17 protein-coding genes are annotated in these 15,679 nt (G+C 52.0%); 4 read left to right on the forward strand and 13 right to left on the reverse strand.

The window, feature by feature from the left end; genetic code table 11:
* Positions 1-36 precede the first annotated feature (36 nt).
* Positions 37-1,644 (forward strand): alpha/beta hydrolase, encoded by a 1,608-nt coding sequence (locus SIC18_RS07590; protein ID WP_413429215.1) that lies wholly within the window; start codon positions 37-39, stop codon positions 1,642-1,644.
* Here SIC18_RS07590 and SIC18_RS07595 read toward each other — a convergent pair.
* From SIC18_RS07595 to SIC18_RS07625, 7 genes are all read right to left on the reverse strand, one after another.
* Positions 1,638-2,657, reverse strand: coding sequence for an ABC transporter permease (locus SIC18_RS07595; RefSeq protein ID WP_048346192.1), 1,020 nt, complete (start codon positions 2,655-2,657; stop codon positions 1,638-1,640). The genes SIC18_RS07590 and SIC18_RS07595 overlap by 7 nt on opposite strands.
* Complete coding sequence (locus SIC18_RS07600) at positions 2,657-4,267, reverse strand: ABC transporter substrate-binding protein (RefSeq protein ID WP_413429218.1); 1,611 nt, start codon at positions 4,265-4,267, stop codon at positions 2,657-2,659. The genes SIC18_RS07595 and SIC18_RS07600 overlap by 1 nt, the downstream gene beginning before the upstream one ends.
* A gap of 26 nt (positions 4,268-4,293) precedes the next feature.
* Positions 4,294-4,539 carry a hypothetical protein gene (locus SIC18_RS07605; protein WP_048346194.1) on the reverse strand — a complete coding sequence of 82 codons (246 nt, stop codon included), beginning with the start codon at positions 4,537-4,539 and terminating at the stop codon, positions 4,294-4,296.
* A 113-nt stretch (positions 4,540-4,652) separates the two neighbouring features.
* Positions 4,653-5,969, reverse strand: a complete 1,317-nt coding sequence (locus SIC18_RS07610; protein WP_048346195.1) for a homoserine dehydrogenase — start codon at positions 5,967-5,969, stop codon at positions 4,653-4,655.
* A 36-nt stretch (positions 5,970-6,005) separates the two neighbouring features.
* The gene (locus tag SIC18_RS07615; RefSeq protein ID WP_048346196.1) at positions 6,006-6,467 is read right to left on the reverse strand and encodes a SufE family protein; all 462 of its coding nucleotides are present in this window, start codon (positions 6,465-6,467) and stop codon (positions 6,006-6,008) included.
* A gap of 8 nt (positions 6,468-6,475) precedes the next feature.
* Entirely contained in the window at positions 6,476-6,952 is a 477-nt protein-coding gene (locus SIC18_RS07620; protein ID WP_053068514.1) for a hypothetical protein, read from the reverse strand.
* Positions 6,953-6,973: 21 nt separating this feature from the next.
* Complete coding sequence (locus tag SIC18_RS07625) at positions 6,974-7,519, reverse strand: 5-formyltetrahydrofolate cyclo-ligase (RefSeq protein WP_413429220.1); 546 nt, start codon at positions 7,517-7,519, stop codon at positions 6,974-6,976.
* Between the two features lie 358 nt (positions 7,520-7,877).
* On the opposite strand from SIC18_RS07625, the gene SIC18_RS07630 reads away from it, so the two are divergent.
* Entirely contained in the window at positions 7,878-8,099 is a 222-nt protein-coding gene (locus tag SIC18_RS07630; protein WP_048346198.1) for a hypothetical protein, read from the forward strand.
* Positions 8,100-8,499: 400 nt separating this feature from the next.
* Here the strand turns inward: SIC18_RS07630 and SIC18_RS07635 are convergent, their stop codons facing one another.
* The 3 genes from SIC18_RS07635 to SIC18_RS07645 all read right to left on the reverse strand — a co-directional run bounded on the left by SIC18_RS07635 (position 8,500) and on the right by SIC18_RS07645 (position 10,289).
* On the reverse strand, positions 8,500-9,240 hold the full coding sequence (locus SIC18_RS07635; protein WP_413429222.1) for a carbonic anhydrase: 741 nt from the start codon (positions 9,238-9,240) through the stop codon (positions 8,500-8,502).
* 349 nt (positions 9,241-9,589) lie between these two features.
* Entirely contained in the window at positions 9,590-9,814 is a 225-nt protein-coding gene (locus SIC18_RS07640; RefSeq protein ID WP_048346201.1) for a hypothetical protein, read from the reverse strand.
* 106 nt (positions 9,815-9,920) lie between these two features.
* Entirely contained in the window at positions 9,921-10,289 is a 369-nt protein-coding gene (locus SIC18_RS07645) for an AbrB family transcriptional regulator (protein WP_048348076.1), read from the reverse strand.
* A 1,312-nt stretch (positions 10,290-11,601) separates the two neighbouring features.
* Between SIC18_RS07645 and SIC18_RS07650 the strand changes: the two genes are divergently transcribed.
* Complete coding sequence (locus tag SIC18_RS07650) at positions 11,602-11,868, forward strand: hypothetical protein (RefSeq protein ID WP_048346203.1); 267 nt, start codon at positions 11,602-11,604, stop codon at positions 11,866-11,868.
* 223 nt (positions 11,869-12,091) lie between these two features.
* Here the strand turns inward: SIC18_RS07650 and SIC18_RS07655 are convergent, their stop codons facing one another.
* Both SIC18_RS07655 and SIC18_RS07660 read right to left on the reverse strand, forming a co-directional pair.
* Positions 12,092-12,400, reverse strand: a complete 309-nt coding sequence (locus SIC18_RS07655) for a hypothetical protein (RefSeq protein ID WP_053068515.1) — start codon at positions 12,398-12,400, stop codon at positions 12,092-12,094.
* A 195-nt stretch (positions 12,401-12,595) separates the two neighbouring features.
* Positions 12,596-14,299, reverse strand: coding sequence for a protein adenylyltransferase SelO (locus tag SIC18_RS07660; RefSeq protein ID WP_413429224.1), 1,704 nt, complete (start codon positions 14,297-14,299; stop codon positions 12,596-12,598).
* Positions 14,300-14,581: 282 nt separating this feature from the next.
* Between SIC18_RS07660 and SIC18_RS07665 the strand changes: the two genes are divergently transcribed.
* The gene (locus SIC18_RS07665) at positions 14,582-14,917 is read left to right on the forward strand and encodes a hypothetical protein (protein WP_048346205.1); all 336 of its coding nucleotides are present in this window, start codon (positions 14,582-14,584) and stop codon (positions 14,915-14,917) included.
* 20 nt (positions 14,918-14,937) lie between these two features.
* Here the strand turns inward: SIC18_RS07665 and SIC18_RS07670 are convergent, their stop codons facing one another.
* Complete coding sequence (locus SIC18_RS07670; RefSeq protein ID WP_048346206.1) at positions 14,938-15,288, reverse strand: hypothetical protein; 351 nt, start codon at positions 15,286-15,288, stop codon at positions 14,938-14,940.
* Positions 15,289-15,679 lie beyond the last annotated feature (391 nt).

The following is a 15,679-nucleotide window of genomic DNA, read 5'->3' on the forward strand; positions in this document are numbered from 1 at the left end:
CGGGAAACTGGTTCCACCAGTGGACTGGTCTTGGCCTTGCGACGACGCTCAACAGGACTGCGAATAGCTGCAGGTTGTGTGTGCAGTCTGCTGTTTTTAGGCGTCTTACCGCGTCCGTTATGGGCTGCTTCTCAGCTGGAAGTCCAGATCGATGGCACGGTTATTCCCTTTTCCATTGCTGATTTAGCGAAATGGGTGCGCTCGGATGGAGGTCATCGCTCCGAGCTCAGTACTTGGTTCTCCTTGTTAGCGCCGGAGAGTCGAGCTGGCATGTTGGAGCTGCTTAAGGCTCCTGTGATCTTGGATCGCAGCATGGCGCGCCAGCTCTTGAATAGCTGGGCTGGCCGGCAGTTGTTAGATCAAATTGCTGATTTGGTGCGGGTGGACGATGACACAGAAGGGGTCATTGTTCTACAAACGATCAATGAACTCCTAACCCAACAGCAGCAGATTTCGAGCTTGGATTTGCTTGAGGCATTGCCTGCTGAAAGCGTTCGTCTCGATCTCGATCTTTTGGTTCAGCTGGCATCCGGTTGGCGGATGCAACTTGAGCGCCAACAAAACTTGGTGCGTCGCCTCGATCGCATCCCCCTCACGGCCTCAGCTTCGAAGCGTCCGGCTGTCTCCTCTCAAGACTCCGACCCATGGTTAGAGCCGCGTTTGATGTCCCTGGAGGTCAGCCATCGCAAGGAGCCTTTGGAGTTTCAGCTTTGGCTGCCTGCGGAGGGGGCCCCAAAGCGAGAGCAATGGATGGTGCTGATGCCGGGTTTAGGGGGCAGCCCAGATCATTTCCGCTGGCTTGGTCGCGGCCTCAGTCGTCGAGGTTGGGCCGTCGTAATTCCAGAGCACCCTGGCAGTGATGACGAGGCGGTCCAAGCGCTCTTGGAAGGGCGTCTTTCCCCTCCCGGTGCCGAAGTGCTTCCCGCTCGGCTCAAGGATCTAGATGCCTTGCTGAAGGCTCGCGCTCAGGGATTGTTTCAGGCTCCAGGTCAACGCTTGGTCTTAGCTGGCCACTCCCTGGGTGCATTCAGCGCACTGCTGTCCACAGGTGCAAGGCCAGCTCCAGGTCTTGCGCGACGTTGCTCTTCGGTTTTGGGCGATTTGCCGCTGAGCAACTTGTCGCGTCTGTTGCAGTGTCAGTTGGTGGATGTTTCTTTGCCCAAGCAAGCCGCACCTAATACGTTGTCGGCTGTGATTGGCTTCAACAGTTTTGGCAGCTTGCTTTGGCCTGCCAACTCTCTTTCGAAAATCGTCAAAGTGCCTGTGTTGTTGACGGGCGGCACCCTTGACCTGATCACGCCACCGATCAGCGAACAGTTGGGTTTGTTGTTGGCGATGCCTGCCGATCCTTCCAGTCGAGTGGTGCTTGTGGAGGGAGCGAGTCATTTTTCCCCCGTGCGGGTGGAGGGGCAAAGACAAGGTGGGCGGGGTGAGGATCTCTTTCAGCTGGGAGAAGAACTCGTGGGTGTTCAGCCGCTCCAGGTCCAAGCGCTCTTGGAGCAGGAGGTGGTGCAGTTTTTAGTGGAACAAGAACAGAGCAATGCTGAGCCCCGATCTACGGCCAAGACGCTGCATTTGAAGCTGGGCGAGCTTCACCTTCATCGGCTCGATCGAGAAGCGGCGTCAGCCTTGGTGCATCAGTAACGGATGCGTGGATCGAGCACTGCCACCAAGAGATCAACGGCCACGCTCACCATCACAACGAGGGCGGCGATGGCCACAACGATGCCTTGAACAACGGGATAGTCGCGTTGGTTGATGCTCTCTTGAAGGCGCATGGCAATACCTGGCCAGGAGAAGGTCACTTCAATCAGCAGAGCTCCACCGATGAGCGATGCAACCGTGATGCCTGCAATGGTGAGTACGGGCAGCAGAGCATTGGGTAAGGCATGGCGCAGCACGACCTGCGTTTCGCTCAGTCCTCGGCTCCTTGCCGATTCCACATAATCCGATTTCAAGGTGCGGTTCAGATTCAGCCTTAGCGCGTTGGTGAACACTCCGCTGAGCAGTAGGCCCAAGGTGCAGGCCGGAAGCACGAGGTGACGAATGGTTCCTTGGAGGGCCGACCAATTGCCGCTGATCACGCTGTCAAAGATCAGAAACCCGCTGCCCTCTGGGGGAATCAAGCTGGGAGGGAATCTGCCGCCAACGGGCAACCAGCCGAGCATGACCGCAAACACGAGCTGGATGAGCATGGCCGCCCAAAAGGGGGGTAACGCATAGGTGCCAATTCCGTAGAAGCGGCCTGCGAGGTCAAATTTCCCCTCGGGTCGTGCAATCCCGCTAAATCCCACCGCCAAGCCCAGAACGGCCGAGATGATTAAGGCTGTGATGCCCAATTCCAGGCTGGCTGGCAGCGTTTTACTGATGATCGAACGCACCGACTCGTTATTAATCAGGGCAACACCTAAATCTCCATGAACGAGCCTGCTTAGAAAATCTAAATATTGATTCCAGAGCGATTGATCGAGGCCCAAGCTGCTCCGCAGGGCAGCTTTGGCCGCTTCTGGGGCCCTACTCCCAAGCACTGCATCCACCGGGTCCCCTGGGGCGACACGCAGAAGCAGAAACACCAGGCTGGCGATCAGCCAAAGCATCAGTGGAGCTAGTGCGAGTCGGGTTGCGCAGTAGCGAAAAAGCTCCCTTCCCCGTGCCATTAGCGTCGCTCTCCCAGTTGGGCCAGATCCACGAACCCGTTGCCATTAAAGATGGGAGGGTTCAAATGGATTTGAGCCCAGGCTTTTGGAGCCACAAACCAGACCGGAATGTAAGGCGCTCCTTGAGCGGCTATCGCATCCACGGTTGCCAGTTCTTGAAGTCGTGGAGTGCCCTTCAGCATGTCGCTACGGGTCAAGGCCTCTTGCAGCCCTGGTGTGGTCCAGAACGTGCCGCCATCGACGGCTTCACCCTTCTCGCAGATGTTTCCTTTGGCGCGCTTGCAACTGAGCAATGGGGAGAGATAGGCCTCGGGATCTGGATAGGAGCCACTCCAGTCAAGAATCACCGCCTCGAACGAGCCCTCGCTGAGCTGTTTGTAGACCGTGGTCGACTCCACTCCATTGAGGGTCATTTGGACGCAATTGGGCAGATCGCGTTTCAGCTGAGCTTGCCAGGTGAGTGCCATTAAGCGATCGGAGGGCACGTTGGTGCGGAATGTGAAGGGCACTTGCAGTCGACGTCCTTTGCAGTACCCGGCCTGTTCAAACAACTTGCGGGCTGTGGCGAGGTTGTAGGCCGGCCAGGGTTCAGTTTTGCCTCCTCGCAAACTTGGTGGAATCAGCGAGCGCAATGGCTCTCTTTGCGAGTAGCTAACCCGGGTGCTGATCAGCCGGCGATCGAGGCTGTGGGCGAGTGCCCGACGCACGGTTTGACTTTGCAGCGGCGGGCTGTTGCTGCGCAGGGTCACGAAGGTGATGTTCATGGCAGGCCCTTTGCTCTCTTGAAGAAGCGTCTTGCCAGCCCGTTGGCTCAAGGCTCGTTTCTGATCTTCATCAATGGAGTTCGACAGCAGCACATCCACCTCTCCGCTGATGAGGGCTCCAAACAGTGCGGTGGAATTGCTGAGATTGATGAGGTCGAGTCCCACATTGTTCGGAGGGGCTCCCCAGTACTGACGGAATGGGAGGAGACGCTGTTGGGTGTTGCGAAAGCTGCTGAGGGTGTAAGGGCCCGTTCCAATAAACCGATCATTGAGAAATCGATCGGCATGGTTGGCGTAGGCCTTCGGAGATACGGGGGTGAGATAGGGCGATGTCAGCAGGCTTTCGATCGAGCTTGAGGGCTGCTTCAGGCGCAGACGGATCTCAAACGGGTTGGGCGTTTCAATGGCTGCGATGCGATTGCTCAACAAATAGCGCTGGGAGCCGATGCGTAGGAAGCGATTCAGACTGAAGGCCATCGCCTTCGCGTCAAAACGGCTGCCGTCGTGAAACAGCACATCCCGCCGCAGAGGGATGGTGATGCTGAGGCGGTCCAAACTGACCTCTGGCTTGGATGCAGCCAATTGGGGCTCAAAGTCTCCGTTGTTGCCTCGGATGTAGAGCGTGTCGCCGAGGGCACTCAGCACTTGTAACGCCCCTGTCGTACTGGCCAGTGCTGGATCAAGTGAGGAGATGCGCCCGGCGCTTGCCACCGTCAGGCGTTCGCTCTGGCGTTTGGGTTGGCAAGCGCTTTGGCTGCAGGCAACGGCCAAGATGATCAACACGCTGGCCTGAAGGCTGAAGCGACGGCGATCAGTCACGCAGCGATTCTTGAGATCAACCGCCATTCAACGTCCTAGAGGCTCTGACGTTGTTAGTCGACTTCTTCTGTAGGGCTTGAGATCTGTTCAAGAGCGACTTCAAACACGGGGCAACCATGGGGATCGAGAGGCCACTGGCGGATCCAACAACGGTCATGGTCGTCATCAATCCCAATGACTTGAAACGGACCTTCGCCTGAGCGGAGTTTGATGCAGTCACCCTGATGAAGCGTCATGACAGACCGAGAACTCTGCTGATCGCAGTGTGATCCGTAGGTCAGTGTCAGTTCGTTCGACATGAACGGTTGCCAGCACAAATCTGCAAATGCAGATTTGCTTTGTGATAGTTCTTACAATTTTGCCTCATCTTCGGGCTTGAACGCCGGGTGGAGGGTTAAGGATGTGAGCCTCATCAAAGGCAGCCGAGATGGGCATCCAGGCTCAGGACCCCGGGCAGTGCATGAATAGCTTTGAGCGCTGCACTCATTTGCCCATTCCCGACAACGTGGGTGATTACAACGATTTCAGCTCCCGCATCACTGGCTTCGAGCTGAACGATCGATTGGATTGAGACGTTGTGGTCGCCGAAGCAGCTGCCAATTCGGCCGATGACGCCTGGTGCATTTTCTGTTTTGAAACGCACATAATTTCGTTGACTCGTTTGCTCCGTGTTCGCTAGGTGGCAGGCGCGCCAGCTGGAGGCTGCCAGCAGAGGGTCCAAATTTCCCTCTGCTGGTTTGAGTTGGCGAACCCCAGCGATGTTGAGGATGTCGGCAACCACAGCCGAAGCGGTGGGGCCAGAGCCTGCGCCTGGTCCGTAAAACATCACCCTTCCGATCGGATCCCCCTCGACCAAAATGGCGTTGTTCACCCCATTCACTCCGGCGAGGGGATGGTCATTGGGGACCAGGGTGGGTTGAACGCTGACCGCCAGAGGTAGGGACGTGGGATGGCTGGGGTCGGGCTCCATGCTTTCGGCCACTGCGAGGAGCTTGACGCCATAGCCCAACTGCGAGGCGTAATCCACGTCTCTGCTTTGCAGCGTGCTGATCCCTGCTGTATAGATGCCGTTGCGATCAATGGGACCGCCAAAGGCCAATCCAGACAAGATGGCGATTTTGTCGGCAGCATCAAGCCCTTCGACGTCTGCAGCTGGGTCGGCTTCGGCGTAGCCCAGATCCTGGGCGTCGCGAAGAACAGCGTTGTAATCCGCGCCCTCGTCAGCCATCCGACTCAGGATGTAATTGGTGGTTCCGTTAATGATTCCGCTCACGCGTTGAATGCGGTTGCTTCCGAGCGATTGTTTGAGAGGCTCAATGATCGGAATCCCGCCGCCAACTGCGGCTTCAATCAGCACGTAGACACCTGCGGCCGCTGCTGCTGACGCAATTTCTTCGCCATGCCTGGCGATCACAGATTTGTTCGCAGTAACAACCGACTTCCCAGCCGAAATGGCGCGCATGATCAGAGTGCGAGCTGGCTCAATGCCTCCCATCACTTCCACCACAACGTTCACCGCGGGGTCGTCGACGACGGCTTCAGGGGATGTGGTGAGGATGTTCTCGTCCAGAGCGATGGGCCGTGGGCGGTTTCGATCTCTCACCGCCACCCGCACTAAATCCAGATCAGCGATCAGAGGGTGTCTCCCTTCAGGTGTCTGGAGAATGCTTGCCACTCCGGCACCCACAGTGCCGAGACCGAGAAGGCCGATTCCGATCCGGGTGGACATTGGACAGGTTCCGTTTGCGTCGCTAATCAGAAGACTCTATGAATCCATCGCATCATCGGTGTTTTTTAAGGCACGAGCCTGGGATTGCATCGCGCGCAAAATATTGAGAAAGCCGTTGGCCCTCGAGGGGGTAAGGCTTGCTTGCAGGCCGGTGGCAGCAATGAATGCAGGGTCGACAGCCAAGACCTGATCAGGGGTGAGATCACTCATCCCCTTAATCAGTAGGGCGAGTAGTCCTTTGGTGATCAAGGCATCGGACTCTCCCTGCCAACACACGTGGTTGTCCTGGAGAGCGGCGTGAACAAACACCTGAGACACACAACCTTGAACCTTGCGGTCTTCGGTTTGCAATTCGGCTGGCATGGCCGGGAGCTTTTTGGCCAGCCATAACACGTATTCGTAACGCTTGCGTGGGTCTGGCGTGCCACTAAGTCGATCTACTAGGCGGTCGAGTGCTTCGCTTCCGTATTGACTTGAAGAGCAGCTTGGTTCTGCCATGGACAGATTCAGCGATTCAGGCTGGAAGGTCGCACCTTAACCATCAGGCTCACAAGTCCGAGCAGGGCTGGTGCCCCCACCCAGGCCAAATGCGATCGCGCTGGGGCTTGGTTTCGCGTTTGCACCACCTCGTCCAGCAAGACGCTTCCCTGGCGGATCGGTAATTCCAAATAGTCGCGATGGCCAGGGCCGCCGTCTACTTGTAAGTCCAAGACGCCTTCAACAAGGTCTGGGAGTGTCAAGACCAGTTGTCCATTCACTCCGATCTCACCGAGTTCATCTCCAGGGGTTCCATCGGCATTGAGCAGGCGCACCATGGCACCCTCAACAGGTTCACCTGTGGAAAAGCTGCTACTCAGCTCTAATTGGCCATCGAGATAGCGCAGTGAGCTTTCGATCCCATGCGCCTTGGCCTGCTGGCCAGCCATGACGCCAAGGCCTATGGCGGTGCAAGTGACCAGCAAGCGGCGTGAAAACACGGTCATGGCAACGGGCTGACGAGGATTTCATCTTGCAGAACATTCGCTCTGCTGGCTAGCCCTACGCAAGCTGCAGCCCTTCTCAGTGATCCAACCATCCAAGGGCCGATCCCAGGGGTCTGTCGGTAGCAAGGTGGGATGAATGCACGCCTCTGGGAGGACTGCGAAGGTCGGCAGCATTGACCACCCTGGTTGGATGAGCAAGCGGTCATAACAGCCGCCTCCGTAGCCAAGGCGTACGCCCCGTTGATCGACCGCAAGGGCGGGAATGAGCAAGAGGGCTATTCCATCCGGTTTCAAGGCTGGTGATGAAAGTGGGGCTGGAATGGAAAAAGCATCACCGCGAAGCTCTGTTGGCGATGGAGCATCTCGCCAAGGGTGATAGGTAACGCTGTAGTCCTCTGCCGTTGCAGGCAGGGCAAGCGGGGCATGCTGAAGTTCGGCCAGCCGGCGCAGATCGGGTTCTCCAGGAAGGGGCCAGGTGATTCCAATGGCTCCTCGGCGGTGAGGACGTGGTTGGGCGTTCAGATGGGCGAGCACGCTTTGAACCAGTGACGCATTCAGCTTTGGCATCAGCGCATCTCGCACACGGCGGTATTCAGACCTCAGTTCCTTTTTCTTCATGAGCTTGCTTCGCAGACTGCGATGCAGGGATCCTCAGGTTGTATCAGGCGTCGACCCATGCCCGCATGTTGGTTAGGGGTTGAGTTTTACGGCTGGGTTGGGAGTTGGGGGGTGGTTGGGTCATGATTGAGGTAACTTCGCGGTCAAAAAAAAGGCATCATGAAGAAGATCAAAACCTGGCTGAAGCAGCTCAACGCTTATGCCGATAAGCATCTTCAGACCTGGGAGATTGAAAGAAAGCGTTGAAGAACGGCGGTCTTGCTGACCACTTCTTGTTTGAAAACTAGATCACACGCTGAGTTGAAAGATGAGAACCGTTTTCTTTTGTGTTTCTCTGCTGTTGGCCTTACCAGTGGATGCCGCTGAGAAGGGCAGCTCGACGGCCCAGGGTGTTAATGAACAGATGGCTACGGCTCAAGCGATGCGGAGTGTCCCGAAGGGGGCAACAGTTGTGGATACCACCTGTAAAGAAATTGGAGTTGGTGCCTTTACTTATCGGTTTCAATGCTCAGTGCATTGGGCTCAATAATCAGCGCAGGTTGCACTTCCGTTCTAGATCCCGACTCGGGGCCTTTGGCCTTTCGATTGGAGGCAAACCAGGTCAACAAGTGAATGCGTTGTTCTCTGCTACGAAAGCCCTTGTCAGTGGGGTGGTTTGAGATGATGTCTTCCCAATCCGACCAAGCTGAACAGGCGATTGAAAGGAGCGAGTCAAGTGTTCTTCTCTCATTAATAGATGACTTCACTCCCTCCTGGTGTCCTTACTTGTTTCCGGTAAAGACTGCCTAGCACATGGATGTGGAGAGGTGGGATCAACGTTGACCCGTCTTCATTTGGTTCGTGAAAGGAAGCAAACAACAGGCCGTTCTGATCCAGGTCCTGCACCAGGAGGTGTGATAACAACGCTGAATCGTTTGCCCAATGCAAACTCAGATGATCGAGACTTTTCCGGAGGCAATGTCGAAATACCCTGCCACGATCTGAAGACTGCCCCTTTGAACTGCGTTTGCTAAAACATCGCTGTATGTGATGAGCCGTTGAGCGGTCACACTGGCATTATTCTTAATAGCATTCTCTAAGTTGTTGCCTGGGATCAAGTTGGTTCGTATCGGCATAACCAGCTGATCGAACAGTGGTGTGAGTGAATCACTTGATCGAGCTGCCTTGACAGCGCCACAATTGCTGTGGCCCAAGACCAATATCAAGGGTGTTTTTAAGACTGCAACCCCAAACTCAAGAGAAGCAATCCCTTCGTTAAAAGCCGTGTTCCCTGCACTGCGAACGACAAACAAATCACCAGCAGCAGCATCAAAAATCCATTCCGGAGCAACTCTTGAGTCAGCACAGCTAAGGATAGAAGCCCATGGGGATTGAGTGTCTTCCAGAACGCTTGCAGGAAGGAAGCAATTGTCTAACCAAAGGTTGGACATCACTTGCGCACGATCGCTCAAACTTGTTGCCTTGTTCTTCGCTTGCCAAGCTGCCGCAAACCGCCTATTTCCCTCGATGAGGGCAGTGAGTGAATCGTCTGGGCGGCAGGAACGGGCAGATTCCTTGGGCGCTAGAAATGCTGCGTCGGCCTTGGCTGGCTTGATCAACTGCATGGCAGCTGCCAGACCAAAAGCGTTTAAGCCACTACGAAACAGAAAAGAGCGTCGATTGAGTGTCACGAAACCTGCTTGTCGTGATGTTCAATTCCGTTGACAGACACGTCCTTCAGGGCAGGCAGCTCCTGGCGTTGTAAATCGAGCTGGCAGGAGTGAGCTAATACTGTTGTCACTCTAATCCCAAACTGTTGGAAGCATTGACTTCATGCAGGTTAGTGGCGCGGTGAGGTTTATCGTCGATTTCTGAGCGACTACGACGTTCACTAGAACGATCGGTGCCACCTATCAGTCTGTGCGATCCCTTCCTTAATCTCTTTATGGTAAGACCCGATTTGAGTCTTTGTTCCATCCGCTTACTGGCTGTTGTCTGATCGCTTCTGCGTGTTGGCTTGCTCGCAGAAGTAGGGGGCTTTCAAATCGATTCTGCCGCGAGATAGAGCGAACCAGCAAATCCATCACGACGTTTTCGATCACCCCAAACACTTTGCAGATCTCCCTGTGTTTCCTTGTGGTAGAGATCTTCTGCGAGCTGTACAAGATTTCCGCCGGTCTGCAAATAGTCATCGGCGCTCTCGTATCCATTGTTTTGAAGCCACTGCACGGTGAGATTGATGGCAGTTTCTTCGACCCTGGTCATTGCATCATGACGTCATCTTGACGTTCTACTCGGCTGATCACGTGAGCGCTTGGCAATAAAAAACCCCGCTGGAGGCGGGGCTTAACTCAATCGTTGAAAGAAGGACTCAATCGTCTCCTTCTTCCTCACCACCAACAGGAATCAGACGAATGGCTTTTTTGCCAAGCTTGATTGTGAATTCGTCACCAACTTGGAGATCAAGCATTGCTGTATAAGCCTTGCCGATCAGCAGATTGCCGTTGCCTTGAACTGTTGCAACGTAAGAAAGCTTGCGTCCACCTTTACCAACGCCAGCGTTTCCGCCGCCGAGGTCAATGCCCTTGGCATTAAGGAGAGCCTCATAAAAGGCTGTGAAATTGACCCGATCGCTTCCGTCTTTCTTTTTGGAGACGTAGCCGCAAGCAGTGGCGAGATCAGTCTTGGAAACATCGCCTAGGTCTTTGACCTTGGTGAGCAGTTCGGATCCGGTAAGCATTTGAAACTTGCGTTTCACTATTACTAACAAACTCCATGCCTACTAGTCAACTATTTGCCCATATCAGCTGTTTTCCCTCTTGCCTCTTTCTCTCACAGGAAACGATTCTGATTCGATAGTTCCGCACAATGCAGGAAGCTCTGACCATTTTTTTCTAGCTACTGCAATGCTTTTGAGGTTTTATGGATGATGCTCTCTCGCTAGAGCAGAGTCAGATCGCCCACTTCATTTTAATTCTGGACTCATTTGCTTCCTGATCGAGTGGTGCGCCTTACATCCTCATGGGTTGGAGCTGATGTCTGCGTTCCTGGTGCCCAAGATCAATGGGATAAACGAGCTCGTCGAATGGTTTCGGGTTGAGTTGACTACCAAGAAGGTTGTCAACATGGTGGCAGCCTTAGGTTGTGCTGAGTGGAGCTCCTGTTATCACAGATCGTCCGGCAACAGCTTTGTTTCGCGTGCTCAATCCAGCATTAGGATGCCGCATACAAATTCCGTTTAATCCAAGGAAGTAGGCAGGCTTGGCAAAACCGTTGTTCAGCGCTTGCTGATCCAAACCTTGAAGACAGTGCAGTACTAAGTCACCTCGGCTCTCTCGGAGGTCAATACCGCTCAGCTGAGGTTTGTGCTGGCACTTGATGCATTCCCTAAAAAGCTAGATGAGATGGTGCTTCTCAGATCTGTCGCTGGTCTACAGCAGATGGATCAATCATCAGCTCACGATTTTTACTCAGTGAGTGGATTTCAAGCTTCCAGCCCTTTTAAGTGCTTGCTGTTTTTGTCGTCAGCAGATAACTCAGTCACCGCTGCTGCTTCATTATCTGGCGTGCCATAAAGCCTGCCCAGGGCTTTGATGCATTTTTGGACAATGATTGGCGATTTCTTGCCCTCGGTGTGTTAAGGCTCTCAAATCAAGCCAATGCTGATGGGCGACCGCCCGTTGAAGCTGTTGTGGTGAACCAGTTATGTTTCGACAATCTTCTCTTGATGGCTCACGAGTGATCCAGCCTCTGGTTCCGTCCTTAGTTTGATAACAAGCCCTTTCTTTGCAGCGACTTTCAATGTCCAAGTCTTTGTCGCAACTGTGCATGGCTGGAAATCAGGGTGGAGCGAGCGTCTGGGAGAGAAGGATGCGTACTTCTTTGGCGACCATGGATCAGACCGTGTTGTGGAGACACCCTCTCAATCCATAGGTGCAAGCTTTGGGCTGAGTGGGGCGCTGGAGTCTCTCTTTGGTTGCAATGATGGTCCTCGTCACTGGCTCTCGCCCTTTGTTTCTGGTCAGCGATGGTTTCTATCTCGAGGTGAGTGAATGCCTGCACCAAAATCCACAACACAACCCAATGCCCGTTGCTGGGTTTGGTTCAAAGGCGATCCGTTGAAAACAGAGGGAAGTTGGAAGGGGGGATGGTACGGAGCTCCTTCCGTGATTGGTGGGGTAAGGATTGAGCATCACGACTATGTGCCGTGCAGGGTGCCTGAGTGGCGGGTGGTGTTCTCGGAGCCTGCTGATCTGTTAACACCTCCATCGGTTCCAGATCATGCGGAGTGGAAGCTCTATCCCACTGAGCCTCAGTGATCGTTTTCGAGTTTTTCCGGAACAACTCCATACGCCAATCCACTCGTCAGATCCTGACGTGTTAACCAACGCTGGATTCTGATGGATTTCCCGGGGAGGTGAAATTGATAGTTGGGTTGTTCCTTGAGTGCTTTCTTACCGGTTTGATTTGGAAGGTATTTGGGTTATCACATAATGGTTTTGCAGCTTTGGTTTGATGTGTTGAAGGTGCGAATGACCTCATCTAATTTGCTTTGAGTGCTGCTTGCCCTAGTAATTGCAAGTTTTCCAAGCTTTTTAGTGTCTGCTGTGCCTGCGCCAGCATGGGACGCCCTTGGGGGGCACAATCTGCGATTAAGGAAGCCGCTAATGATGCTTCTGTTTTGACCAACTCGATACAGTGATGGACTCGGGATATTGGGTCTCTGGCCATAGATTCGCTTTTTTTGCTCAAGGATGGAGTGAGCTCGTTCAGAAGTTGATTGATCGCTTCTTGTATTGTTTTGATGCTTGCTTCTGCTGACACTAACTGGTGATCAGATTGGCTTTTCATGGTGTATTGGTATGGTAAGTGAAGATTTTCGATTTGAATTTGGTATATTTTAGAGTATTAGTGCTGTTCGAGAGGTCTATTTTTTGTCATGATGTGCCCGCATGCATGCTTGTTTGCTGGCAATTTTAGCTGCCGTTTCAGTCGCGAGCTGGGTTTTCATTGAGTATCTAGCGTTTCGATGATATTAGCTAAAAACTATGATGAGCAGCTGTAATGAGAAATTCCTCCTGTATTGAAGTACTGAGCAGGTTTTAGGCGATAGTATTTTTCTTCGATTGCTTGTGATTGCTCTTCATAGGGATGGCTAAAGACCTCCTGCAATTCTTTGAAAAGCGCATAATCACCTTGCTTCGCTTGTTGATAAGCAGGGGCAATGAGCCACTCGCGCCAGGTGTATTTTGGATTAACGCGCTTCATCTTTTCTGCGATCTCGGTTGGATTCCTACGTTCTTGTATCAGCTCGTTCCAGCTCTGAAGCCAGGTTTGCCATTGATGCTCTAGCTGTGTGGGGATCGATGCATAAAAGCTTATTTTTAAATCAGACAGATCAATTGGAATCTTGCAGAGCTCGCGGAAGAAAATTGTAAAATCAACTTTGGTTTGAACCATGAGCTGGAACAATTCATTGACGAGAGCTTCGTTGTAGTGGGTGAGGCCAAGTTTGTCTGCCCACATCTGTTGAATAGTGGTGTTGATTTTTTGTTTAAACCCATCATAGATCTTGTCTAATTTCTCCAGAGCTGACGCATCATCTGTGATAAGCAGCCTTATGGCCTTCCAAAACATATGAAAATTGGCTTCAGCCGCTACTGGCTGGTTAAAGAATGAGAAGTGTTCACCACCCCCAATCCAAGGCTGGTAAAGCGGATCAAAGACCTCACAAAATCCAAACGGTCCATAGTCCAGGGTGAAGCCACCAGCTGCACAGTTGTCACTATTGAAATTACCTTGGCAATAACCAATGCGTAACCAATGCGCAACTAAGGTCGTAAGGCGTTCTCTGTAGAGCTCTGCTAGCTGTATGAGTTGAGAAGAAAAATCTAAAGTCTGATCAATTTCAGCTTTGTATTCTCGATCGATTAAATGCAATACGATCATGCGTAACTCCTTTAATATTTCTGGATGCTTGTTGTTTCGAGCGCGTCGTGCAAATAACTCCAATTGACCAACGCGTATAAAGGAGGGTGCTACACGTGTTGAAATTGCAACTGGATCCGCTACTAAAATATCGGGCTCAGACGAGTTCGAGCTTTCTGAATACCAAGGTCGCCTAACTGTCTCTGTCTGTGATACATAAAGTGTTAAAGAACGCGACGTAGGTACCCCTAGGGCATGCATCAATTCCTGCGCAAGAAATTCTCTTACGCTTGAGCGCAGCACTGCACGTCCATCTGCACCTCGACAATAAGGAGTGGGCCCTCCCCCTTTCAATTGCATCTCCCAACGTTGACCTTTAAGGATTCCTTCAAAGATAGAAATGGCACGACCATCCCCATAGCCATTGCCGTTTCCAAATGGACATTGTTGATTATATTCAGTTCCATAAATTGATAAGGCGTACCCTGTTGCCCAACCAAATGGTCTCATCGGGGCTCGAGTTTCAGAGAGATCACCCGAGAATAGTTTCTTAAATTCTTCATTCAAGGCTAGTGCTTGATCTAAGCCGAGTTCGGAGAAAAATGTTTCGCTATGGCCTATGTAGTTGGGCTGTTCCAGGGGCTTTGGAGTGACAGGAACAAAATGACCAGAGCGGACCTGCCGAGGGCGATGATCATTCCCATCTTTTGTGGATTCTGGATCAGGATTAAGAGTGTCTAGTAGTGAATAATTTGCGTTTTTAATAAAATTCTCAAAAGAAGATAATGATTGTTCAGGATTTTGCTTGGCTGGATGTGACATTCTCGTTGACTACTCATGTGACCTTATGACCATCATACCTAGTGGCATCTCCTGTGGTCATGTTGCCGCATTGAGAATGTCGTTCTCTGTGAATTCATGTGCTTGCATGAAAAATTCAGCCACAAGACTCTTCTTTGCGTCTTTTTGTTAAACGATTGCCTGATAGGTCTCCAATCGTTCTTCTTATTCAGGGTGTATTGATTTAGATCTGATCAGTGACTATAATTCAAAGGATATAGGCTCCGCTGCTTCTTGTCTGCTTGAAAGCCCCTGCCGTTGACGATGGACTTAATTCAATCCAATGCTATTACCACTCTCCATCGACTTGCATCTGTTGAAGATGTGGTTCAATTTGTACGTCTCTGTGTAGACAAGAATCTCGTTATAGATTTTATTTTGAAGGAGGAGTTGGATGCTTTTATTAAGCCAAGTAACAACTCTGGTTCTTGGGTTCGTCAGCAAATCGATGGAGTCAGGGTGAAGGCTGTCGACCGAAATGGTTTTACAGTGTATGCGATTTGGATGAGGGAATCTTTGATGAAGGATTACGTCACATATTTGGAATCGATTGCGAAGACACTTTCTGAAGCTACTGCCTTCTCGTTTCCAGTAATTTGAATATTCTTGTTATTTTCTAATTAGCAAATTGAGAACTCACCAATGTGCTCTTTTCTGACGCCAATATAATCTTCTAATACAGCATTTTCATTGAATGTGCCTGTTAGGCATTCAATTACTTGGGTGTGAATAAAGGCTGGCTCTTCTGCTCTCCCTTCTTGGTATGCAAATCTGTCTGGGTAGAGGTTGCGATACTCATTTGGGATTGTAATAAACCAGCTGCTGTCATCGCCCGCATAATAAATCTCTCCATTGATTCTGTAAAATTCCCCGTACTTTTTTGCTTTGTCAGGAATTTTTTTGTAGATCTTTGCTTGCTCGTCTGCCGTGAGCCCTAGCCAATTTAGGCTTTGTTCCATCTTTTCGTTCATGGAAGTAGGGCGACGAATATTTCAATTGATAGCAGTTTTTCTCTGTTTGTGCGCAGTACAGCCACATTCCGCTTTGAGCGCCACAGGGCATGAGCGCGATCGATTGTGTTCTTCGTCGACCCTCTTGTTAACGCATGGATGATGTTGTTGGGCGATGCTCTTGAGGGGCATCAGTTTTTAAGGGCATATTCTCCTCGCTGCTGGGAAGTTGAGTTGGTTTGCTTCCCACAGAATGCATGCTTTCTATCCGCAGGCGCCTATGCATTCGAAGGTTCCAGTGCTGGAGGCTGCCATCGCCATGAACAGAATCACAGTCGATGCTGCCACGAGAACCACTGGCCAAATTTCCGTATCGGGTCCCATTCCCTTATGCCAGCCGTGATGTGCTTCT

Source organism: Synechococcus sp. Cu2B8-bc1011 (assembly GCF_047302735.1).
In the GTDB taxonomy this organism is placed as follows: Bacteria; Cyanobacteriota; Cyanobacteriia; order PCC-6307; family Cyanobiaceae; genus Synechococcus_C.

Bases quoted from the DNA above. Each gene is read 5' to 3' on its own strand.
- SIC18_RS07595 (WP_048346192.1), bottom strand. From the start codon at position 2,657: ATGGCACGGGGAAGGGAGCTTTTTCGCTACTGCGCAACCCGACTCGCA.
- SIC18_RS07600 (WP_413429218.1), bottom strand. From the start codon at position 4,267: ATGGCGGTTGATCTCAAGAATCGCTGCGTGACTGATCGCCGTCGCTTC.
- SIC18_RS07605 (WP_048346194.1), bottom strand. From the start codon at position 4,539: ATGTCGAACGAACTGACACTGACCTACGGATCACACTGCGATCAGCAG.
- SIC18_RS07610 (WP_048346195.1), bottom strand. From the start codon at position 5,969: ATGTCCACCCGGATCGGAATCGGCCTTCTCGGTCTCGGCACTGTGGGT.
- SIC18_RS07615 (WP_048346196.1), bottom strand. From the start codon at position 6,467: ATGGCAGAACCAAGCTGCTCTTCAAGTCAATACGGAAGCGAAGCACTC.
- SIC18_RS07620 (WP_053068514.1), bottom strand. From the start codon at position 6,952: ATGACCGTGTTTTCACGCCGCTTGCTGGTCACTTGCACCGCCATAGGC.
- SIC18_RS07625 (WP_413429220.1), bottom strand. From the start codon at position 7,519: ATGCCAAAGCTGAATGCGTCACTGGTTCAAAGCGTGCTCGCCCATCTG.
- SIC18_RS07630 (WP_048346198.1), top strand. From the start codon at position 7,878: ATGAGAACCGTTTTCTTTTGTGTTTCTCTGCTGTTGGCCTTACCAGTG.
- SIC18_RS07640 (WP_048346201.1), bottom strand. From the start codon at position 9,814: ATGACCAGGGTCGAAGAAACTGCCATCAATCTCACCGTGCAGTGGCTT.
- SIC18_RS07645 (WP_048348076.1), bottom strand. From the start codon at position 10,289: ATGCTTACCGGATCCGAACTGCTCACCAAGGTCAAAGACCTAGGCGAT.
- SIC18_RS07650 (WP_048346203.1), top strand. From the start codon at position 11,602: ATGCCTGCACCAAAATCCACAACACAACCCAATGCCCGTTGCTGGGTT.
- SIC18_RS07655 (WP_053068515.1), bottom strand. From the start codon at position 12,400: ATGAAAAGCCAATCTGATCACCAGTTAGTGTCAGCAGAAGCAAGCATC.
- SIC18_RS07660 (WP_413429224.1), bottom strand. From the start codon at position 14,299: ATGTCACATCCAGCCAAGCAAAATCCTGAACAATCATTATCTTCTTTT.
- SIC18_RS07665 (WP_048346205.1), top strand. From the start codon at position 14,582: ATGGACTTAATTCAATCCAATGCTATTACCACTCTCCATCGACTTGCA.
- SIC18_RS07670 (WP_048346206.1), bottom strand. From the start codon at position 15,288: ATGAACGAAAAGATGGAACAAAGCCTAAATTGGCTAGGGCTCACGGCA.